The organism is Pseudomonas sp. NyZ201, from assembly GCF_049860765.1.
Lineage (GTDB): Bacteria > Pseudomonadota > Gammaproteobacteria > Pseudomonadales > Pseudomonadaceae > Aquipseudomonas > Aquipseudomonas bharatica.
The window spans coordinates 1639770-1656553 of record NZ_CP187557.1 but is presented as its reverse complement, the minus strand read 5'-3'; the positions used below and the strand labels follow the sequence as shown (position 1 = coordinate 1656553).

General features: G+C 58.7%; 17 protein-coding genes. 10 read left to right on the top strand and 7 right to left on the bottom strand.

Annotated elements, in window-relative coordinates; translation table 11 throughout:
• Positions 1-96: 96 nt before the first annotated feature.
• Positions 97-1491, bottom strand: coding sequence for a PLP-dependent aminotransferase family protein (locus ACPFMA_RS07615; RefSeq protein WP_425929925.1), 1395 nt, complete (start codon positions 1489-1491; stop codon positions 97-99).
• 114 nt (positions 1492-1605) lie between these two features.
• Here ACPFMA_RS07615 and ACPFMA_RS07610 point away from each other — a divergent pair, with 114 nt between their 5' ends.
• Positions 1606-2766: an MFS transporter gene (locus ACPFMA_RS07610; protein ID WP_425929924.1), complete on the top strand. Its 1161-nt coding sequence runs from the start codon at positions 1606-1608 to the stop codon at positions 2764-2766.
• On the opposite strand, the gene ACPFMA_RS07605 is transcribed toward ACPFMA_RS07610, so the two are convergent.
• On the bottom strand, positions 2759-3520 hold the full coding sequence (locus ACPFMA_RS07605; protein WP_420057386.1) for an SDR family oxidoreductase: 762 nt from the start codon (positions 3518-3520) through the stop codon (positions 2759-2761). The genes ACPFMA_RS07610 and ACPFMA_RS07605 overlap by 8 nt on opposite strands.
• Before the next feature lie 226 nt (positions 3521-3746).
• Here ACPFMA_RS07605 and ACPFMA_RS07600 point away from each other — a divergent pair, with 226 nt between their 5' ends.
• On the top strand, positions 3747-4751 hold the full coding sequence (locus tag ACPFMA_RS07600) for an NADP-dependent oxidoreductase (protein WP_425929923.1): 1005 nt from the start codon (positions 3747-3749) through the stop codon (positions 4749-4751).
• Positions 4752-4786: 35 nt separating this feature from the next.
• Here the strand turns inward: ACPFMA_RS07600 and pyrF are convergent, their stop codons facing one another.
• Positions 4787-5488, bottom strand: coding sequence for an orotidine-5'-phosphate decarboxylase (gene pyrF / locus ACPFMA_RS07595; protein ID WP_420057382.1), 702 nt, complete (start codon positions 5486-5488; stop codon positions 4787-4789).
• A gap of 175 nt (positions 5489-5663) precedes the next feature.
• Here pyrF and ACPFMA_RS07590 point away from each other — a divergent pair, with 175 nt between their 5' ends.
• On the top strand, positions 5664-5831 hold the full coding sequence (locus tag ACPFMA_RS07590) for a DUF2897 family protein (protein WP_064490544.1): 168 nt from the start codon (positions 5664-5666) through the stop codon (positions 5829-5831).
• A 58-nt stretch (positions 5832-5889) separates the two neighbouring features.
• Here ACPFMA_RS07590 and ACPFMA_RS07585 read toward each other — a convergent pair whose 3' ends face one another.
• A complete protein-coding gene (locus ACPFMA_RS07585; RefSeq protein ID WP_064304930.1) occupies positions 5890-6207 on the bottom strand; it encodes a ComEA family DNA-binding protein in 318 nt (105 codons plus the stop codon).
• Positions 6208-6529: 322 nt separating this feature from the next.
• Between ACPFMA_RS07585 and ACPFMA_RS07580 the strand changes: the two genes are divergently transcribed.
• The 7 genes from ACPFMA_RS07580 to rffA all read left to right on the top strand — a co-directional run bounded on the left by ACPFMA_RS07580 (position 6530) and on the right by rffA (position 12563).
• On the top strand, positions 6530-7783 hold the full coding sequence (locus ACPFMA_RS07580; protein ID WP_064304931.1) for a hypothetical protein: 1254 nt from the start codon (positions 6530-6532) through the stop codon (positions 7781-7783).
• A gap of 3 nt (positions 7784-7786) precedes the next feature.
• Entirely contained in the window at positions 7787-8482 is a 696-nt protein-coding gene (locus ACPFMA_RS07575) for a WbqC family protein (protein ID WP_425929922.1), read from the top strand.
• A complete protein-coding gene (locus ACPFMA_RS07570) occupies positions 8479-9408 on the top strand; it encodes a glycosyltransferase family 2 protein (protein WP_064304933.1) in 930 nt (309 codons plus the stop codon). The genes ACPFMA_RS07575 and ACPFMA_RS07570 overlap by 4 nt, the downstream gene beginning before the upstream one ends.
• Complete coding sequence (gene purN, locus ACPFMA_RS07565) at positions 9405-10091, top strand: phosphoribosylglycinamide formyltransferase (RefSeq protein WP_425929921.1); 687 nt, start codon at positions 9405-9407, stop codon at positions 10089-10091. The genes ACPFMA_RS07570 and purN overlap by 4 nt, the downstream gene beginning before the upstream one ends.
• A 25-nt stretch (positions 10092-10116) precedes the next feature.
• Complete coding sequence (locus ACPFMA_RS07560; RefSeq protein ID WP_425929920.1) at positions 10117-10485, top strand: hypothetical protein; 369 nt, start codon at positions 10117-10119, stop codon at positions 10483-10485.
• Positions 10478-11362: a class I SAM-dependent methyltransferase gene (locus ACPFMA_RS07555; RefSeq protein WP_081263298.1), complete on the top strand. Its 885-nt coding sequence runs from the start codon at positions 10478-10480 to the stop codon at positions 11360-11362. The genes ACPFMA_RS07560 and ACPFMA_RS07555 overlap by 8 nt, the downstream gene beginning before the upstream one ends.
• A 64-nt stretch (positions 11363-11426) precedes the next feature.
• Positions 11427-12563: a dTDP-4-amino-4,6-dideoxygalactose transaminase gene (rffA, locus tag ACPFMA_RS07550; protein WP_064304936.1), complete on the top strand. Its 1137-nt coding sequence runs from the start codon at positions 11427-11429 to the stop codon at positions 12561-12563.
• A 93-nt stretch (positions 12564-12656) separates the two neighbouring features.
• Here rffA and ACPFMA_RS07545 read toward each other — a convergent pair whose 3' ends face one another.
• The 3 genes from ACPFMA_RS07545 to ACPFMA_RS07535 all read right to left on the bottom strand — a co-directional run bounded on the left by ACPFMA_RS07545 (position 12657) and on the right by ACPFMA_RS07535 (position 16774).
• Positions 12657-13613, bottom strand: coding sequence for an NAD-dependent epimerase/dehydratase family protein (locus ACPFMA_RS07545; protein ID WP_064304937.1), 957 nt, complete (start codon positions 13611-13613; stop codon positions 12657-12659).
• 79 nt (positions 13614-13692) lie between these two features.
• Positions 13693-15666, bottom strand: a complete 1974-nt coding sequence (locus ACPFMA_RS07540; RefSeq protein ID WP_064305036.1) for a polysaccharide biosynthesis protein — start codon at positions 15664-15666, stop codon at positions 13693-13695.
• Positions 15667-15760: 94 nt separating this feature from the next.
• The gene (locus ACPFMA_RS07535) at positions 15761-16774 is read right to left on the bottom strand and encodes an MraY family glycosyltransferase (protein WP_064304938.1); all 1014 of its coding nucleotides are present in this window, start codon (positions 16772-16774) and stop codon (positions 15761-15763) included.
• Positions 16775-16784 lie beyond the last annotated feature (10 nt).

Genomic DNA, 16784 nt, shown 5'->3' with positions numbered 1-16784 from the left:
GCAGAGTGGCAACGGCGCCGGGGACTGCACAAGCCACCCTGGTCGCAATAATGGCAAAAAGCTACGGAGCCGTCGTTTTCAGAATGTTGGAGGTCGTCACGACGATGCTTGCGCGACCGCCTGGAAAAACCCCTGGGCCCGGTGGTCGCGGGCGTAGGCCACGTTGATGCGCAACCAGTCGCTGTCGCGTCCCTGCGGGTCGAAGGCCGAGCCCGGCGAGAGCAGTACGCCGTGCTCCTGGGCGCTCTGCTGCAGTCGGGCGAACGGCACACCAGGGTAACGGGTCCAGATGAACATGCCCCCACAGGGTTCGGCGAACACCTCCCAGCCAGTGGCCTCCAACAGGCGCAAGGTGCTTGCCATGTGTTCGGCCAGGCGCAGGCGCAGGCGTTGCACGCTCTTGCGATAGACCCCGCTGCCAAGCAATTGCGCCAGTACCTGTTCAGCGAACCTCGAACAGCCAATCCCGGTGACCATCTTTACCTCGGCCAGCCGTGCGGTCAGTTCCGGATCGGCGACCAGGTAACCGACCCGCAGCGAACTGCTGAGCGTCTTGGAAAAACTCGCCAGGTAGATCACCCGCTGCTGGCTGTCGAGGGTACTCAGGCGAGTGGCCGGACCTTCCTGGAAATCAGCGTAGATATCGTCCTCGATGATGCGCAGGTCATGCTCGCCGGCCAGTTCCAGCAGGCGCTGGGCAGTGCGCGGGGCAAGGCTGGTGCCGGTCGGGTTCTGGTACAGGCTGTTGGTGAACAGCAAGCGCGGGCGGTGCTCCCGCAGCAGCGCCGACAGCACGTCCAGGTCCGGCCCTTCGGCGGTGCGTGGCACTTCCAGCATGCGCACGCCATGCAGGCGCAGCAGGTTGAAGAGGTTGTAGTAGCCGGGACGCTCCACCAGTACGGTGTCGCCAGGCGACAGCAAGGTACGCACCAGCAGGTCGAGGGCCTGGCTGGCGCCCTGGGTGGTGAGGATCTGCTCAGGCCGGACCTGGACACCGATAAGCGCCAGACGCTTGCGAATTTGCTGGCGCAACGCGGTCAGGCCCAGCGGCGGCCCATAGCCGAAGAGGTCCTGCCCGCCGCCGCGGCTGACCTGGCGGATCGCCAGGGCGATCTCCTCGCTCTGGCGCCAGTTGCCTGGCAGCCAGCCGCAGCCGAGGCGCAGCAGGTTTTCCTGCTCGTCGCTGAACAAGCGCCAGCGTCCCTCTGCCCCCTCGCCCCAGGCCGGTTCTTCGGCGAACGGCGCCATGCCCCTGCGTTCGGCAACGAAAAAGCCGACACCATGCCGGGCCTCAAGCCACCCTTGCGAAACCAAACGGTCATAGGCCTCGATGGCGCAGGACTGGCTGACCCCCTGCGTCTTGACCAACTGGCGGATCGACGGCAAACGCGTGCCAGGGCGCAGGCGCTGCTCGGCGATCCAGCGCAGCAGGCCATCAGCGAGCTGCTGCACCAAGGGGGTGGGCAGGTTTCGATCGAGGGTGACGTTCATACTTGAGGTGTTCGGTCGTTTTAGCCAAACAGTTAATCACAAAAGCAGCTGGGCTGTGCCTTTTCCCTCCATGGCAGGGTTCGCAGAATGGGCTGCCCATTCAAGGAACCCGCCATGTCCAGCCGCAACGCCTCAACCATCCTGGCCTTCGCCCTGTGCCTGGTGACGTTCGCCGTCAACCTCCAGGCCCCTCTCTATACCGCCTATGCGGCCCTGTCCGGCCAGGGTGCAGCGGCGACGGCGGTGGCCTTCTCCGGCTATGTGATCGGCGTTTTACCGGTGCTCCTGCTATTGGGCGGACTGGCTGACCGGGTTGGCCACAAGCGGCTGATCCTCGCGGCGCTGGCGCTGTCGATGCTGGCGACCGTGCTTATGCTGCTGGCGCCCGGCCTGGCCCAGTTGGCCATGGCCCGGACCTTGCTCGGTGTCGGCACCGCGCTGGCCTCGGCCACCGGCACTGCCTACATGTGCGAGCTGATGCAAGACGGCGACGCCCGCGCTGCGGCCAACCGGGTCACTGCCAGCACATCATTGGGCTTCGGCCTGGGGGCAGCGGTCACCAGCCTGTTTCTATTATCGGGATCGACGCTGGCACCAGGCAGTTTCCCCTTGCACCTGGCGCTGGCTGCAGTGGCATTCGTGGCGGTACTGGGGCTGCCCGATCCGGTCCAGCGGCGCCAAAGCGCCCTGCTGCGATTGCCGTTTTATCCACAGGGCAGCCTGGCCTACGGCCTGGCGATCCTGCTGGCCTGGGCCTGCGTTGGCCTGGTGATCGCGTTGATGCCATCGATTCTCGCCAGGCATCACCTGGGCAACTGGTCGGGATTGTCGACGTTCTGCGTGATCAGTTGTGGCCTGCTGTTCCAGCCACTGGCACGGCGCATGGCCTCGGCACGCTCGACTTTGCTGGGCTTGCTGATTTTGCCGTGCAGCTACGCGCTGCTGGCCTGGGGAGCACATGCCGGCGTACTCGCGGCGGTGCTGTTGGGCGCGATCGGTGCCAGCAGTGCCTGCTATGGCTTTATCTACCTGGGTGGACTGTCTGCGGTGAACACCCTGGCCGGAACAGAGAAAACCCGCGCCAGTGCCGGCTTTTTCCTGCTCGCCTATCTCGGCTTTAGCCTGCCGGTGATCTTTACCGGCATGCTGGCCGACCACTTCGGCGCGGGCACCGCCCTGGTACTGTTCGGAGCCCTGCTGCTGACCGGCTGCTTCGCGGTTGCTGGCGCACTGCTGCGCACCAGCAGACACAGCGCATTCGAGGCGATCAGATAGCCGTGGCCCCACCATCCACCGCCAAGGCCTGGCCGGTGGTGAACGCAGCACCGTCGCTGCACAGGTAAAGCACCGCGGCAGCTATCTCCTCGACCTTGCCGATGCGCCCGACCGGGTGCATCGCCGCGGCGAACTCGGCCTTGCGCGGGTCGGCCTCGTAGGCGCGGCGGAACATATCGGTATCGATCACCGCCGGACATACCGCGTTGACCCGGATTTGCTTCTTCGCATACTCGATCGCGGCAGACTTGGTCAGCCCGATCACCGCATGCTTGGACGCCGCGTAAATGCTCATCTTCGGCGCCGCGCCGAGACCGGCGACCGAGGCGGTGTTGACGATCGCCCCGCCGCCCTGGGCTAGCAACAGCGGCAACTGGTACTTCATGCACAACCAAACGCCCTTGACGTTGACGCCCATGATGGCGTCGAACTCCGCCTCGCTGCCCTCGGCCAGCCGCCCCTTCTCGATCTCGATGCCAGCGTTGTTGAAGGCATAGTCGAGGCGACCGTAAGCCTCGAGCGTGCGCGCCATCAACTGCTGCACCTCGTCGTCACGGGTCACATTGCACGGCACGAAGATCGCCTCGCCGCCGGCTGCGCGAATCTCTTGCACCGTGGCCTCACCTCCGGCCACATCGAGATCCGCAACCACGACCTTCAACCCTTCCCGAGCGAAAGCCAGGGCGGTGGCGCGACCAATACCGGCGGCGGCACCGGTGACCAGGGCGACCTGGCCGCTAAACGTCATACTCATCGATAGCTCCTGCAACAGGGGACAGTGGCCGCGAGTCTAGTCGGCACCGCAGCAACCTGGGCAGCATCATCAGGACGCCGGTTGAGGCACCATGCGAATCGATGATTATCCCCACCCAACTTCATCATCCTGCTGGATGGGCAGCTATTCGTCGCAGCGCACGAACTTGCCGAGCGGGCGTCGAAGGTCTATCACAAGACTTTTGTCCAACCTTCGCGAGGCTTCCATGACTGCCCTGACCAATCGCCGCTTCCTGCTCGCCAAACGCCCGGTGGGCGCCGTGACCCGGGACGATTTCAGCTTCGAACAGGTACCCGTGGGCGAACCCGCCGACGGCCAGGTGCTTGTGAAGAACCTGTACCTGTCCCTCGACCCGGCCATGCGCGGCTGGATGAACGAAGGCAAGTCCTATATCCCGCCGGTCGGCCTTGGCCAGGTGATGCGCGCACTGGGCGTCGGCGAGGTGATCGCTTCGCGCAATCCGAAGTTCGCCGTGGGCGACCACGTCAATGGCGCGCTGGGCGTGCAGGATTACTTCCTTGGCGAGCCCCAGGGCTTCTACAAGATCGATCCGAAGCTTGTGCCGCTGCCGCGCTACCTCTCCGCCTTGGGAATGACCGGCATGACTGCCTATTTCGCCCTGCTCGAAGTCGGCGCGCCGAAGGCCGGCGAGACCGTGGTGATCTCCGGCGCCGCCGGAGCGGTGGGCAGCATTGCCGGACAGATTGCAAAAATCAAAGGCTGCCGCGTGGTCGGGATCGCCGGCGGTGCACAGAAATGCCAGTACCTCAAAGACGAACTGGGCTTTGACGGGGTCATCGACTACAAGGCCGAGGACGTACTGGAGGGGCTGAAACGGGAATGCCCGAAAGGTGTGGATGTGTACTTCGACAACGTCGGCGGCGACATCCTCGATGCCGTGCTCAGCCGCCTGAATTTCAAGGCCCGGGTGGTGATCTGCGGCGCGATCAGCCAATACAACAATAAGCAGGCAGTGAAAGGCCCGGCCAACTATCTGGCACTGTTGGTCAACCGCGCGCGCATGGAAGGTTTCGTGGTGATGGACCATGTCGCGCAGTATGGCGCGGCGGGTCAGGAGATCGCTGGATGGCTGGCCAGTGGCAAGCTGAAGAGCAAGGAGGATGTGGTCGAGGGGCTGGAGACGTTCCCGGAAACGCTGTTGAAGCTGTTCAGTGGGGAGAACTTTGGCAAGCTGGTGCTGAAGGTGTGAATGAAAAAGGGGCTCTATCCAGAGCCCCTTTTTTCTTACCCGCGGATTTCCGCGACCACCGCCGCCAGCGCCTTGGCCGGATCGGCAGCCTGGCTGATCGGACGGCCGATCACCAGGTAGTCGGAGCCAGCGTCCAACGCCTGGCGCGGAGTGAGGATGCGGCGCTGGTCGTCCTGGGCGCTGCCCGCCGGACGAATGCCCGGGGTCACCAGTTGCAACGAAGGATGAGCGGCCTTCAACGCCGGGGCTTCAAGGGCCGAGCAAACCAGACCGTCCATTCCCGCCTTCTCGGCCAAAGCGGCCAGACGCAGCACCTGATCCTGCGGCTCGATATCCAGGCCGATGCCGGCCAGGTCCTCTCGCTCCATGCTGGTCAGCACGGTCACGCCAATCAACAGCGGCTGCGGGCCGCTGCGCTTGGCCAGTTCTTCGCGGCAGGCGGACATCATGCGCAGGCCACCCGAGCAATGCACGTTGACCATCCACACGCCCATCTCGGCAGCCGCCTTGACTGCCATCGCCGTGGTGTTGGGGATATCGTGGAATTTCAGGTCGAGAAAAACTTCGAAACCCTTGCTGCACAGGGTCTCGACGATGCCGGAAGCACTGCTGGTGAACAGCTCCTTGCCGACCTTTACCCGGCACAGCGCAGGGTCCAGCTGATCGGCCAGCTTCAGGGCGGCGTCACGGGTGGGAAAATCCAGGGCGACAATCAGGGGCGTCTGGCAGGCGGACATGGGCAGGGTCTCTTGGCAAGTCGAAAACGGCGCGCATTGTAAACGATGCGAGGGCGCAGCGGGGGCCGGTGATCGTGAATCAGGCTTGAATGCGCCGGCCTATAATTGAACCATCTGCGCCAAGTTTTACTCGATATTACAGATACGGACTCATTACCGTATGAAGGAGAACGTCATGCCCTGGTATGCCTGGTTGATTCTATTGGTGGCGATCGGCTCGATCGTGGGTGGCTTGATGATGCTCAGGGACACCGCGAAAAAGCTGCCGTTGACGGACGAGCAGTTGAGGAAGATCCATGAGAGGAATGCGAAGATGGATGCCAAGGAGGCGCGGGATCGTTAGCGTCGGAGCATCCTGAAAAAGGCCGATCACCCTGATCGGCCTTCCATGAGTACTGACTTCAGTTCACGGTCAGTTTGTCCCGGTTGCGATCCAGCAGCGCCTTGCCAATTCCCTTGATCTCCAGCAGTTCATCTACCGAGGCAAAGTCGCCGTGTTCATCACGATAGGCCACGATGGCTTCCGCCTTGTTCTTGCCGATACCGCTCAGTTGGCTTTGCAAGGTGGCTGCGTCTGCCTGGTTCAAGTTGAGTCGCTGTGCCTGGACTGCGGTTGCAGCCTCGGCCACGGGGATCGGACTGGCAGGCGCAGCGCTCAGAGGAACGGCAAAAACGCCAGACAAGGCGATCAGAAGCGAGGCGAGATAAGCATTGCGCATGAGTGAAACTCCTTGGATCTGAATGACAAAGGCAGCGTTTCCTTGGCTGCACTCAAAACTTAGATCGTGAGAAAAAAGAGTCAAACGTGCGTTTTTTACAAAATCTGAATGCCTGCCCTGCTGCAACTCGCCATCACCATCTGGAGCGCAGGACCTCCAGGCCATTGGCAATATGTAACATCTTACGCCCAGCACGATACCGTCATCACTGCGTTACCAGTACGCGAGCGACGTGACCGGCGAACGCTTACACGATGCAAAAATAACTGTGTATGATCGGGAAATTTTATTAATCTCGCCCTCATAACTCATGAAACATGCCATGCCACTTTCCCTGTGCAAGCGTACTGTCTTCAACTTTGCGCTTTGCTTGACGGTAGTACTCGGTTTTGTACTGGTCTATCACTTGGGCTTTCGCGCCATGACGCTGCGTGCGGATGCCGCGCCGGAGAGACTGAGAGACTTCACATTTCCCGTCTGGCAAAGCATGCCCTGGTCCCAGCACGGTTTCCTGACCTACCTGACTGCCGATGCTTACTCCAAGCACGAGGCGTATGCCAACCATTCGACCCTGTACCTGATGTTCATGAGGGGTCTGTTCCAGTTACAACAGTGGATACCGATGCTCACCCTGCGCATGACCGGCGCGACTCTGGCCATGCTTGCTTCGCTGATCGTCATCTGGTTTGCCGTCCGCCGCCAGCTTGTTGACAACTGTGACTGGCGGCGTGGCCTGCTGGTGCTGGCGGCATTCCTGTATTTCCTGACCTTGCCAGGTTTCTGGATTTCACTGGGCAAGTTCAATGTCGACAATGGCTTTGTCTTTGTCTTTCCCCTGGTGCTGCTCACCAGCATCCTGCTGGAACGCGACGGCGCCAGGGGCAAGCCGTTCTGGATCAGCGGCCTGGCACTATGCGTGGTCATGCCGATGGCCTCTGCGCTATTCGGCTTTTTCATGCTGGGCATGGCACTGCTGGTCCACGGTGCAGAGAGGCGCAGGATAGTGGCCTCCGTCGTGCTCATGGCGGTTTCCATCATGCTTTATCTGCAGCCAGTGATCGTTGCCAAAATGCTCGGGTTTTCCAGTGAAAACAGTACATGGCTGTTTCGTTCCGGGCTGGATGGCGATATGCGTTTCTATGGAAACTTCATCGATTCGGTGATAGCGCCTCAGTTCAACCGCCCTTGGTACATGATCGCAATTCCCGCACTCCTGCTCGTCGCCCAACTCGCCTATTGCCGCTGGCAGTCGGGTATTGACGTACCCGCAACGGCTCGGGCCGCCAACCCGCAGGGGATGCTGCAAGTGTTCTCGGTCTATCTGCTGATGCTGCTGTTCTGGCCTCAGGCGGTTTCGATCCACCCGTACTTGTATGACTCGCTGCTGGTCGGACCGATAGTGGCGTGGACAGTCATCAACTTTGCGACCCGCCAGGTATTTGGCAGACACGTGCTCATATGGTTGCTTCTCCTGGCCTTTCTGATCCAGTTCAACCTGACTAGGATTTCCCAGGCTGGTCACTGCACAGAGTGTTTCTTCCCCGCATGGGGCATGTTGGGCGAACGGGCCGGATAGAAAATGGACAAGAAAAAGTCAATCGCGATTCTGCAGTCGAACTACATTCCCTGGAAAGGCTATGTCGACATGATGGCGTGCGTAGATGAGTTCATCTACTACGACGAAGTGCAGTACACCAAGAATGACTGGCGCAATCGCAACAAGATAAAGACCCCGCAAGGATTGCACTGGTTAAGTATTCCCGTGGGCTCAGCCATCCATCGGCGCATCTGCGACGTTACGGTCAGCGACCCACGCTGGGCGGTACGACACTGGAACACGCTGGAGGCCAACTATCGCCGCAGCGCCTTCTTCGAAGAAATCACAGCGTGGTTGAAACCGCTCTATATGTCTGGCCTCGACCATTTGTCCGAGATCAATCAATCCTTTTTGCATGGCATCTGCCAGTACTTGGAAATTACCACCCAACTGAGTCGATCTACCGACTATGTGCTTGAAGGCACCCAGACAGGAAAGCTGGTCAATTTGTGCAAGCAGGCCGGGGCCACTGAATACGTTACAGGCGCGGCGGCACGTGTCTATATCGAAGAAGAACTGTTCGCCAGGGAAGGGATCAGGTTGACCTATTTTGATTACGGCGGTTACCCCGGCTATTCCCAGCTTTGGGGCGACTTCGTCCATGAGGTCAGTGTCCTCGATCTATTATTCAACTGCGGCCCAAATGCCGCCACCTACATGAAGTACGTGAAAAGATGAAGCTCGCCATCGTAGCCACCCTGTACAAATCCGCTTCCTTCATCGCCGAATTCCATCGTCGGGCCAGCACCGCGGCAGCCGAATTTGCAGGCGATGATTATGAAATCATTTTGGTCAACGATGGATCGCCCGATGACTCCCTGGCCATGGCGATGGCACTGGCGGATAAAGATCACCATCTGGTAGTGGTAGACCTGTCGCGCAACTTTGGACATCACAAGGCGATGATGACCGGGCTTGCACAGAGCAATGCCGACCTGGTCTACCTCATCGACAGCGATCTGGAAGAGGACCCCGAGTGGCTTGCGCCCTTCGCCGACGCATTGATGCAGGGTCAGGCCGACGTGGTCTACGGTGTGCAGGAGGCCCGCAAGGGTGGTCTGTTCGAACGCTGGAGCGGGAGCTGGTTCTGGAGCCTGTTCAATGCTCTCACCGATATGTCATTGACGCCCAACATCGTCACCTCGCGGCTCATGACGCGCCGTTACGTCGAGGCGCTATTGCGCCATGAAGAGCGTGAAGTGTTCATGGCCGGCCTCTGGCACATTACCGGCTTCGTGCAATTACCTTTCGTAGTCAGGAAGCTCAGCCGTGGAACCTCCACCTACACACTTCGGCACAAGGTAGCGCTGCTGGTCAACTCCATCACCTCGTTTTCCAACAAGCCCCTGACCGCGATCTTCTACATCGGCGCGCTTATTTCAGTATTGGCGCTGCTGGCCAATATCTACCTGGTACTGAACTGGCTGTTCTTCAGTCGCACACTCAGCGGCTGGACATCCCTGATGGCGTCCATCTGGCTCATTGGCGGAATGCTGATCTCCTCAATGGGCATCATTGGCATCTATCTTTCGAAAATCTTTTCCGAAGTGAAACAGCGCCCCTACTCCATCATCCGCCAGATTTATCAAGGCCAGAGGAAATGATCCGGATAGTCTTTCTCTGTTCCGGCGGCGGTGGCAACCTGCGTTTCGTCGCTGAAGCCATACGACTCGGCGTGCTGCCGGCTCAGTTGGTCTCGGTGATCACCGACCGCGAATGCCTGGCCAATCAATTTGCCCGAGAACACCATATCCCCAGCGAGGTCATCGATTTCAGCGAGCCTGAGCAGGCAACATTGGGGCGAACGCTGCACGATACGAAGGCCGATGTTGTCATCACCAACGTCCATCGCGTCATCGTGCCCGAAGTGGTTGATGTCTTCGCAGGCCGTCTGTTGAATCTGCATTACTCCCTGCTGCCCGCCTATGGCGGGATGATCGGGACCAGGCCGGTGGAGGCCGCCCTGAACGCCGGCAGCCCGTTCACAGGGGTGACGGCGCATCTGGTGGATACCGTTGTGGATGCCGGCCCTCCCCTGGTGCAGTCCGTTATCCCGGTAAAACCGGGCGACACCGTACCCACCTTGATGGACACTGTTTTCCGCGCCGGATGCCTGAGCCTCCTCAATGCGATTCTATTGCATGCGGGAACTCCGGCCCTATACTGCGGCACCCATCGTCTCGGGGACCGTAACGTCTTTGTCAATCCAGACATGGCCCTGAATCACGGGCTTTTCGATGAAGCCATGTGGCAACGCATTGCCGATTATTCCGGCCATGCACATTGAGGGCCGAGCCCAGGGAAAGCTGCCCATGAAACACTACTTGCTCATCCTGCCGGTCGCGTTGCTGGTCAGCTATAGCCAACTGATCGTTAAATGGCGCGCCCAGGCCAGCCCCGGACCGGCATCCGATGGCATAATCGACCGTTTGCTGGCGTTCCTGAAAGACCCCGTACTGATGTCGGCTTATGGCGCAGCCCTGTTGGCATCATTCGTCTGGCTGTTCGTCGTGGCGCGCATGCCACTGGCGGTCGCCTTCCCAGTCTACATCGGTACCACCTTCCTGCTGGTGCTGCTGGGCAGCCATCTGATCCTCGGTGAGGCGCTGAGCTGGACCAAGATCATGGCCGCCTCGCTGGTTCTGGGTGGCATTCTGCTTGGAGTAACATCCGATGCCTGAGTCATCCGCCGATGAAATGCGCGCATGGTTCGCACAACTGCGTACGCGCATGCCTGACAGGGAAGCACAGACCCTGTTCGATACCTACGCCGAAGAGGCGCTGTTTGGCCGACGCCTGATTGCATCCGACCTTCAGCGACTGCCGGCCGGCAGCTCCATCCTCGAGGTCGGTGCCGGAGCAATGCTGCTAAGCAGCCAACTGACCCGAGAAGGCTTCAAGGTCACAGCACTGGAGCCTACCGGAAGCGGATTCTCGCACTTTGAACGAATGCGGGAGGTTGTGCTCGAGAGCGCCAGCGAGGGCGGTTTCGCACCCACGCTATGTGCCATTCGTGCAGAGCAACTGCGCCAACCAGACACATTTGCCTATGGCTTCTCCGTCAATGTCATGGAACATGTCGATGATGTCGGCGCCACGCTGGAACGTGTTGCGGAGAGCCTCAGACCTGGAGCGACGTATCGCTTCACTTGTGCCAACTACCTGTTCCCCTACGAGCCCCACTTCAATCTGCCTACACTGTTTTCCAAGAAACTGACGGAAAAGATCCTGGGACGGCGGATCTTCAACAGCCGCAGGGTAAGTGATCCCTCCGGAACATGGCAGTCACTGAACTGGATTACGGTGCCACAGGTTGCTGGCATCGTCCGTCGTTCCAACAGCATGCAGGCAGTGTTCGACCGTCATATGCTGGTCTACGCTTTCGAGCGCATATTGAGCGACCCCTTGTTCGCCAGTCGCCGCTCACCACTGATGTGTGCTCTGATCACCGGCATGGTGAAGATGCGCTTGCACAAACTCTTGAGCTTCATCCCTGCAAGCCTGCAACCTATCATCGATTGCCGGATCAGCAAGCCACATCCACGGAAGCCAACATGACGCTGGCCTGGAACGTGAGGACTGAAACAACCCGCATCTTCATTACCCATTGAGGCTGGTAAATATGGCTGATCCGATTCCCTTCAATTCGCCATACATGACAGGCAAGGAGTTGTTCCACATTGCAGAGGCGAAGTTCCAGAACAGGTTGGCCGGCGACGGCAGCTTTACCAAGCGCTGCCACCAATGGCTGCAAGAACAGACAGGCAGCAGCAAGGCGCTCTTGACCCACTCTTGCACCGCCGCTCTGGAAATGGCCGCCCTCCTGCTGGAAATGCAACCTGGGGATGAGGTTATCCTTCCCTCGTTCACATTCGTCTCAACTGCCAACGCCTTCGTGCTCCGCGGCGCCGTCCCGGTGTTTGTCGACATACGGGAAGACACGCTCAATCTCGACGAGTCGTTGCTGGAAGACGCCATTACCTCCCGAACTCGCGCCATCGTTCCGGTGCACTATGCCGGCGTGGCATGCGAGATGGACCGCATTATGGAGATTGGGACACGACATGGCCTGAAGGTAATTGAGGATGCCGCACAGGGAGTAATGGCCAGTTATAAAGGCCAGGCGCTGGGCGCCATAGGTGACTACGGCGCCTTCAGCTTTCACGAAACCAAGAACGTGATTTGCGGCGAAGGGGGCGCTCTGCTGGTGAACTCACCCACCAACGCGCTTCAAGCAGAAATCATCCGCGAAAAAGGTACCGACCGCAGCCGCTTCTTCCGCGGAGAAGTCGATAAATATACTTGGCAGGAGGTCGGTTCCTCATTTTTGCCAGGAGAAATAACGGCGGCTTTTCTCTGGGCACAGTTACAGGAGGCGCAATGGATTACCCAGGAGCGCCTGGCCATCTGGCATCGCTATCATTGCGGACTTGATCGACTGGAAGCGTCAGGTGCAATTCGACGGCCGGTCATTCCGGTCGATTGCCAGCACAACGCGCACATGTATTACGTACTACTCTCTCCAGAACTGAATCGTCAGGCAGTCCTCGAAAGCCTCAAGCGACAGGGAGTCCAGGCAGTATTTCACTATGTTCCACTGCACGATTCGCCGGCAGGGCGCAGGTTCGGTCGTGTCCAGGGAGACCTGGAGATAACGTCACAGCAGTCTGCCCGCCTGATCCGCTTGCCATTATGGGTCGGGATCACTTTGGAACAGCAAGCAAGGGTTATCGATGCACTGGAACAAGCGGTGCGCTGACCGCCCTGGAATCAGGGGGCGCCCAGCTTCGGGGCGCTATACACCAGCGTTGGCAGACATGGTCTCCATGACTGCCAACCCGACGCCTGCAGGCTATCGGCTGCTGGAAGACTTGAACCTGCGTCCCACGTCGATCAAAGCTTGCTGCGCCGTTACAGGAGCGGACCAGCCCAGCAACTTCCCGGCCTTTGAGGTATCGATCTGCAGCGAGCCGCACAATTGGGTGTACATGCTCTTCTTGCCCACCAGGCCCATTGTGAACCCGAGCAATTCTACCGGGACAGGAAGCATGATGGATTTTTTGTCCATCCCCTTGCCCAGGAGTCGAATGGTTTCGCCGATCGACAGATCTTCGGCATCACTGATCAAGAACGTCTGATTCGCCGCACCGGGATGACTCGCACAGGTCACAATAAAATCGACCAGGTTCTCCAGCGCAACCATGCTTCTCAGGTTTCGCACCCTCCCGAAAGGGAGGGGTATGCCAAGACTTACCAACTTCAACAAACGACGGAAGTTACCAGGTGCATTCTCCGCGTAGACCAAAGGCGGACGAATGATTACCAGCTCCATTCCAGTGCCTTCGACCAAGGACTTGAGCGCATTCTCCGCCTCTAGCTTGGAAGTGGCGTAATCGGCATGGGGTGCGGGGAGGGAACTTTCGGAAAAAGGCGCTTCGTGGGTCAGGTTCCCGTTGACCCCAATTGAACTGATAAATACAAAACGCTTGACCCCGCTGCTGATCGCTTGCGATGCAAGTGCAACTGCACCGTCGACATTCACCCGCCGGAACTCTGCCAGGGGATCTGTCACCGAGTCCTTCAACACGTGCGCTCGAGCAGCGAGGTGGACCACTACGTCCACCCCGTTGAGAGCCTCCGACCAATCCGTAGAGCTACCGATATCACCGACAGCGTAAAGCCTGGCAGAGGTCTGGCCCGTCACAGGCCGCCGAACGGTACCCGAAACCACGTACTGCGTATCCTGCTGCAAACGCGAAAGAACAGCGCTGCCAACAAATCCATTTGCACCAGTCACCAATATGTGCATCTTCACTCCAGCAGTTGTACCTAACCAAACCGACGTCACGCAGCCAAGAGAAACGTTATTCTCGCTGCATGCTCTCTGACTACGGATCAAGACGGCGCTGCAAGTGAATCCAGTCGACGATCTCCCCCTCAGGCGCATAGCCACTAACGGTCTCCCGCAGTAGCTGTCGCACGCGATCGTAGTCGTCGCAGGAAACGGCTGCCAGCAGCTCAGTCAGTTTTTCCTTGAGCTCATCCCATGCAACAAAGTCTTCGTTGGCGCTCATGATCATTGGATGCTGGGTAGCCACCACATTGTCACCGATCAACAGCTCTTCGTAGAGTTTTTCCCCCGGACGCAATCCGCTGAACTCTATGAAGATATCACCATGAGGATTGCGCTCGGAGCGAATACTCAGCCCGGACAGGTGAATCATTTTTTCCGCCAGTTCCACAATCTTCACCGGCTCGCCCATGTCCAGCACGAAGACATCGCCCCCCTGCCCCATGGAGCCCGCTTGGATAACCAACTGCGCGGCTTCCGGAATGGTCATGAAATAGCGGGTGATATTCGGATGAGTCACCGTGATCGGGCCACCAGACTTGATCTGCTTGTGAAACAGCGGAATGACAGACCCGGAGGAACCGAGCACATTGCCGAATCGCACCATGGTAAAGCGAGTCTTGTTGACCTGCGAAACATTGCTGCCATCCCCGAAAAGCACCGGAGCGACTTCACGGCTCAACGCTTGCAACGTCATTTCGGCCAAGCGCTTGGTACTGCCCATCACGTTGGTCGGCCGAACAGCCTTGTCAGTGGAAATCAGTACAAAGTTGGCCACACCAGCACGTAGTGCAGCCTGGGCAGTGTTCAAGGTACCAATCACATTGTTGAGTACGCCCTCGGCAATGTTGTGCTCAACCATCGGAACGTGCTTATAGGCCGCCGCGTGGTAAACCGTATCGACTCGCCACGCCTTCATGATTTCGAACAACTGCGCTTGATTCCGCACAGAGCCAAGGATAGGCAACAATCGGACAGACAAGGACTCTCGGGAAACCCGCTGTTCAAGCTCGGAAAGAATGCTATACAGGTTGAACTCACTGTGATCCAGCAGAATCAGGGTCCTGGGTGCCAAGCCAACGATCTGCCTGCAAAGCTCAGAGCCAATGGAGCCACCGGCCCCCGTAACCAGGACTGACTGACCAAGAATACAGCGTTCAAGCAGTGCTTCCTGTGCCGGTACGGCATCTCTCCCCAGCAGGTCGGCGATATCGACCTCTTGAATGTCGTCGACCTTGACACGCCCACTGGCCAGGTCCATGAACCCTGGGATACTACGCACATGCAGCGGAAAACCTTCGAGGTAGCCCAAAATCTCGCGACGGCGCCCTCGAGTCGCCGATGGAATGGCCAGCAGGACTTCCTGGGCCCCAGTAGCATCAATCATCCGCTGGATATGACGGGACTTGTAAACCTGCAAACCGGAAATAACCCGATCCGCGATGCTTGCATCATCGTCGATGAAGGCCACCGGACGCATGACTTTGCCCATACGCAAAGCGGCAACCAATTGGTTACCGGCTGCTCCCGCGCCGTAAACAGCAACTTTCGGCAATCCGTTATCACGGCTGGTGAAAGGTACATGTTGCGTCGCTGCAAACCAGTCGCCCATAAAGTACTGGCGCATCGCCAGGCGGAGACCGCCGACCATCACCATGCTCAACCACCAGTAATTGAAGATGATGGACCGGGGAACGACGTTCTGGTGATTGCTGTACCAATAAACTACGAACCCGAGAATGAGCGCAGAAAGACTGACTGCCTTGATGATCGCAATAAGTGCGTCATTGCCGAAATAGCGCATGACTGCACGGTACATACCAAACCTGATGAATAACGGGATAGCAACGACCGGCGCACAGAGAAAAAGCCATAGATGATCAGCAAGGGGGTCGGCCATGTCCTCAATACCCAGGCGAACCACGAATGCGAGCCAAAGGGCCGCCCACACAAGAATGACATCAGTTAAGACCTGAAGAAGACGCTTCTGCCGACGCGGAAGCCCCAGCATCGTAACTCGCAATTTATCGAAAACCCCTTCGAACACTACTACAGCTCCTCTAATGAATCTTGTTGCAACGCCTGCAATAACCTACGCCGAGCGGTCAACCCTTCTCAAGCGACCCAGCCCTGAATCCGACAACCAATGCTACCAACGGTGTGTAAGCCAGTAGAACGCCCAGTACGCCATCCAGACCGAGCAGCATGACGCACATCGCTATCGGCAACAACCACAGAAGATTCAAGGCCGCAACAGCGAGAGTAACGGGTAGATGCTTGCCATACTTCCGGGAAGCGAACTGGTATGCGTGGCTGCGATGAGCCTCATAGACCTTGTCTCCACGCGCCAGGCGTCGAACCAGCGTAAAGGTCGCGTCGACTATGAAAACGCCTAGCAATATGAGCCAGCACCAAAACAACTGCGACGACGCCCATGCCGCCTGAATCGATAGAACGCCGAGGATAATACCGAGGAAACCGCTACCGGCATCCCCCATGAAAATTCGTGCGGGAGGAAAATTCCAATATAGAAAGCCGGCCACCGCCCCTGCCAGCAGCAGCGGCAGGATTGCCAATTGCGCAAATCCGCCGACGACACACAGCAGACTGATGCCTGCACAGGCGCAGATCGCCTCGACACTGGCAATGCCGTCGATGCCATCCATGAAGTTGTAGAGGTTCAACAACCACACCAGATAGATTGCGGCAATCACGCTACCAAACCAGGCGAGGTCCAGTGTCCAGCCAAAAACCTCTAGAGGCGGCAGCCCCCCCAACCAGAACAGAGCCCAGCCAGCGGCAATGAAATGCCCCAACAAGCGCCAACGCGCAGCGATATGCCCATGGTCATCCATGAAGCCGATAATCGCTATCAAAGCCCCGGAGCCCGATAATGCGATCAATACATCGTTGAAATCCTGTTTGCCTGCCAGCAACGCCAAGGACGCGAGAAACGAAATGACAATCGCCACCCCACCGCCGCGCGGAGTAGGCACCACGTGCGAACTACGATCATTGGGAATATCAATGATGCTCTTCGCCAACGCATACCGACGCAAAACTGCAGTCAGCAGCAGGGAAACAAGGAACACCAGTGGAGTCAGCCACCATTGAGTCATTTTTAGATTT

Bases quoted from the DNA above. Each gene is read 5' to 3' on its own strand.
- ACPFMA_RS07555 (WP_081263298.1), top strand. From the start codon at position 10,478: ATGCCTGAGTCATCCGCCGATGAAATGCGCGCATGGTTCGCACAACTG.
- pyrF (WP_420057382.1), bottom strand. From the start codon at position 5,488: ATGTCCGCCTGCCAGACGCCCCTGATTGTCGCCCTGGATTTTCCCACC.
- ACPFMA_RS07600 (WP_425929923.1), top strand. From the start codon at position 3,747: ATGACTGCCCTGACCAATCGCCGCTTCCTGCTCGCCAAACGCCCGGTG.
- ACPFMA_RS07535 (WP_064304938.1), bottom strand. From the start codon at position 16,774: ATGACTCAATGGTGGCTGACTCCACTGGTGTTCCTTGTTTCCCTGCTG.
- ACPFMA_RS07580 (WP_064304931.1), top strand. From the start codon at position 6,530: ATGCCACTTTCCCTGTGCAAGCGTACTGTCTTCAACTTTGCGCTTTGC.
- ACPFMA_RS07610 (WP_425929924.1), top strand. From the start codon at position 1,606: ATGTCCAGCCGCAACGCCTCAACCATCCTGGCCTTCGCCCTGTGCCTG.
- ACPFMA_RS07585 (WP_064304930.1), bottom strand. From the start codon at position 6,207: ATGCGCAATGCTTATCTCGCCTCGCTTCTGATCGCCTTGTCTGGCGTT.
- ACPFMA_RS07615 (WP_425929925.1), bottom strand. From the start codon at position 1,491: ATGAACGTCACCCTCGATCGAAACCTGCCCACCCCCTTGGTGCAGCAG.
- ACPFMA_RS07570 (WP_064304933.1), top strand. From the start codon at position 8,479: ATGAAGCTCGCCATCGTAGCCACCCTGTACAAATCCGCTTCCTTCATC.
- purN (WP_425929921.1), top strand. From the start codon at position 9,405: ATGATCCGGATAGTCTTTCTCTGTTCCGGCGGCGGTGGCAACCTGCGT.
- ACPFMA_RS07575 (WP_425929922.1), top strand. From the start codon at position 7,787: ATGGACAAGAAAAAGTCAATCGCGATTCTGCAGTCGAACTACATTCCC.
- ACPFMA_RS07590 (WP_064490544.1), top strand. From the start codon at position 5,664: ATGCCCTGGTATGCCTGGTTGATTCTATTGGTGGCGATCGGCTCGATC.
- rffA (WP_064304936.1), top strand. From the start codon at position 11,427: ATGGCTGATCCGATTCCCTTCAATTCGCCATACATGACAGGCAAGGAG.
- ACPFMA_RS07540 (WP_064305036.1), bottom strand. From the start codon at position 15,666: ATGCTGGGGCTTCCGCGTCGGCAGAAGCGTCTTCTTCAGGTCTTAACT.
- ACPFMA_RS07545 (WP_064304937.1), bottom strand. From the start codon at position 13,613: ATGCACATATTGGTGACTGGTGCAAATGGATTTGTTGGCAGCGCTGTT.
- ACPFMA_RS07605 (WP_420057386.1), bottom strand. From the start codon at position 3,520: ATGAGTATGACGTTTAGCGGCCAGGTCGCCCTGGTCACCGGTGCCGCC.
- ACPFMA_RS07560 (WP_425929920.1), top strand. From the start codon at position 10,117: ATGAAACACTACTTGCTCATCCTGCCGGTCGCGTTGCTGGTCAGCTAT.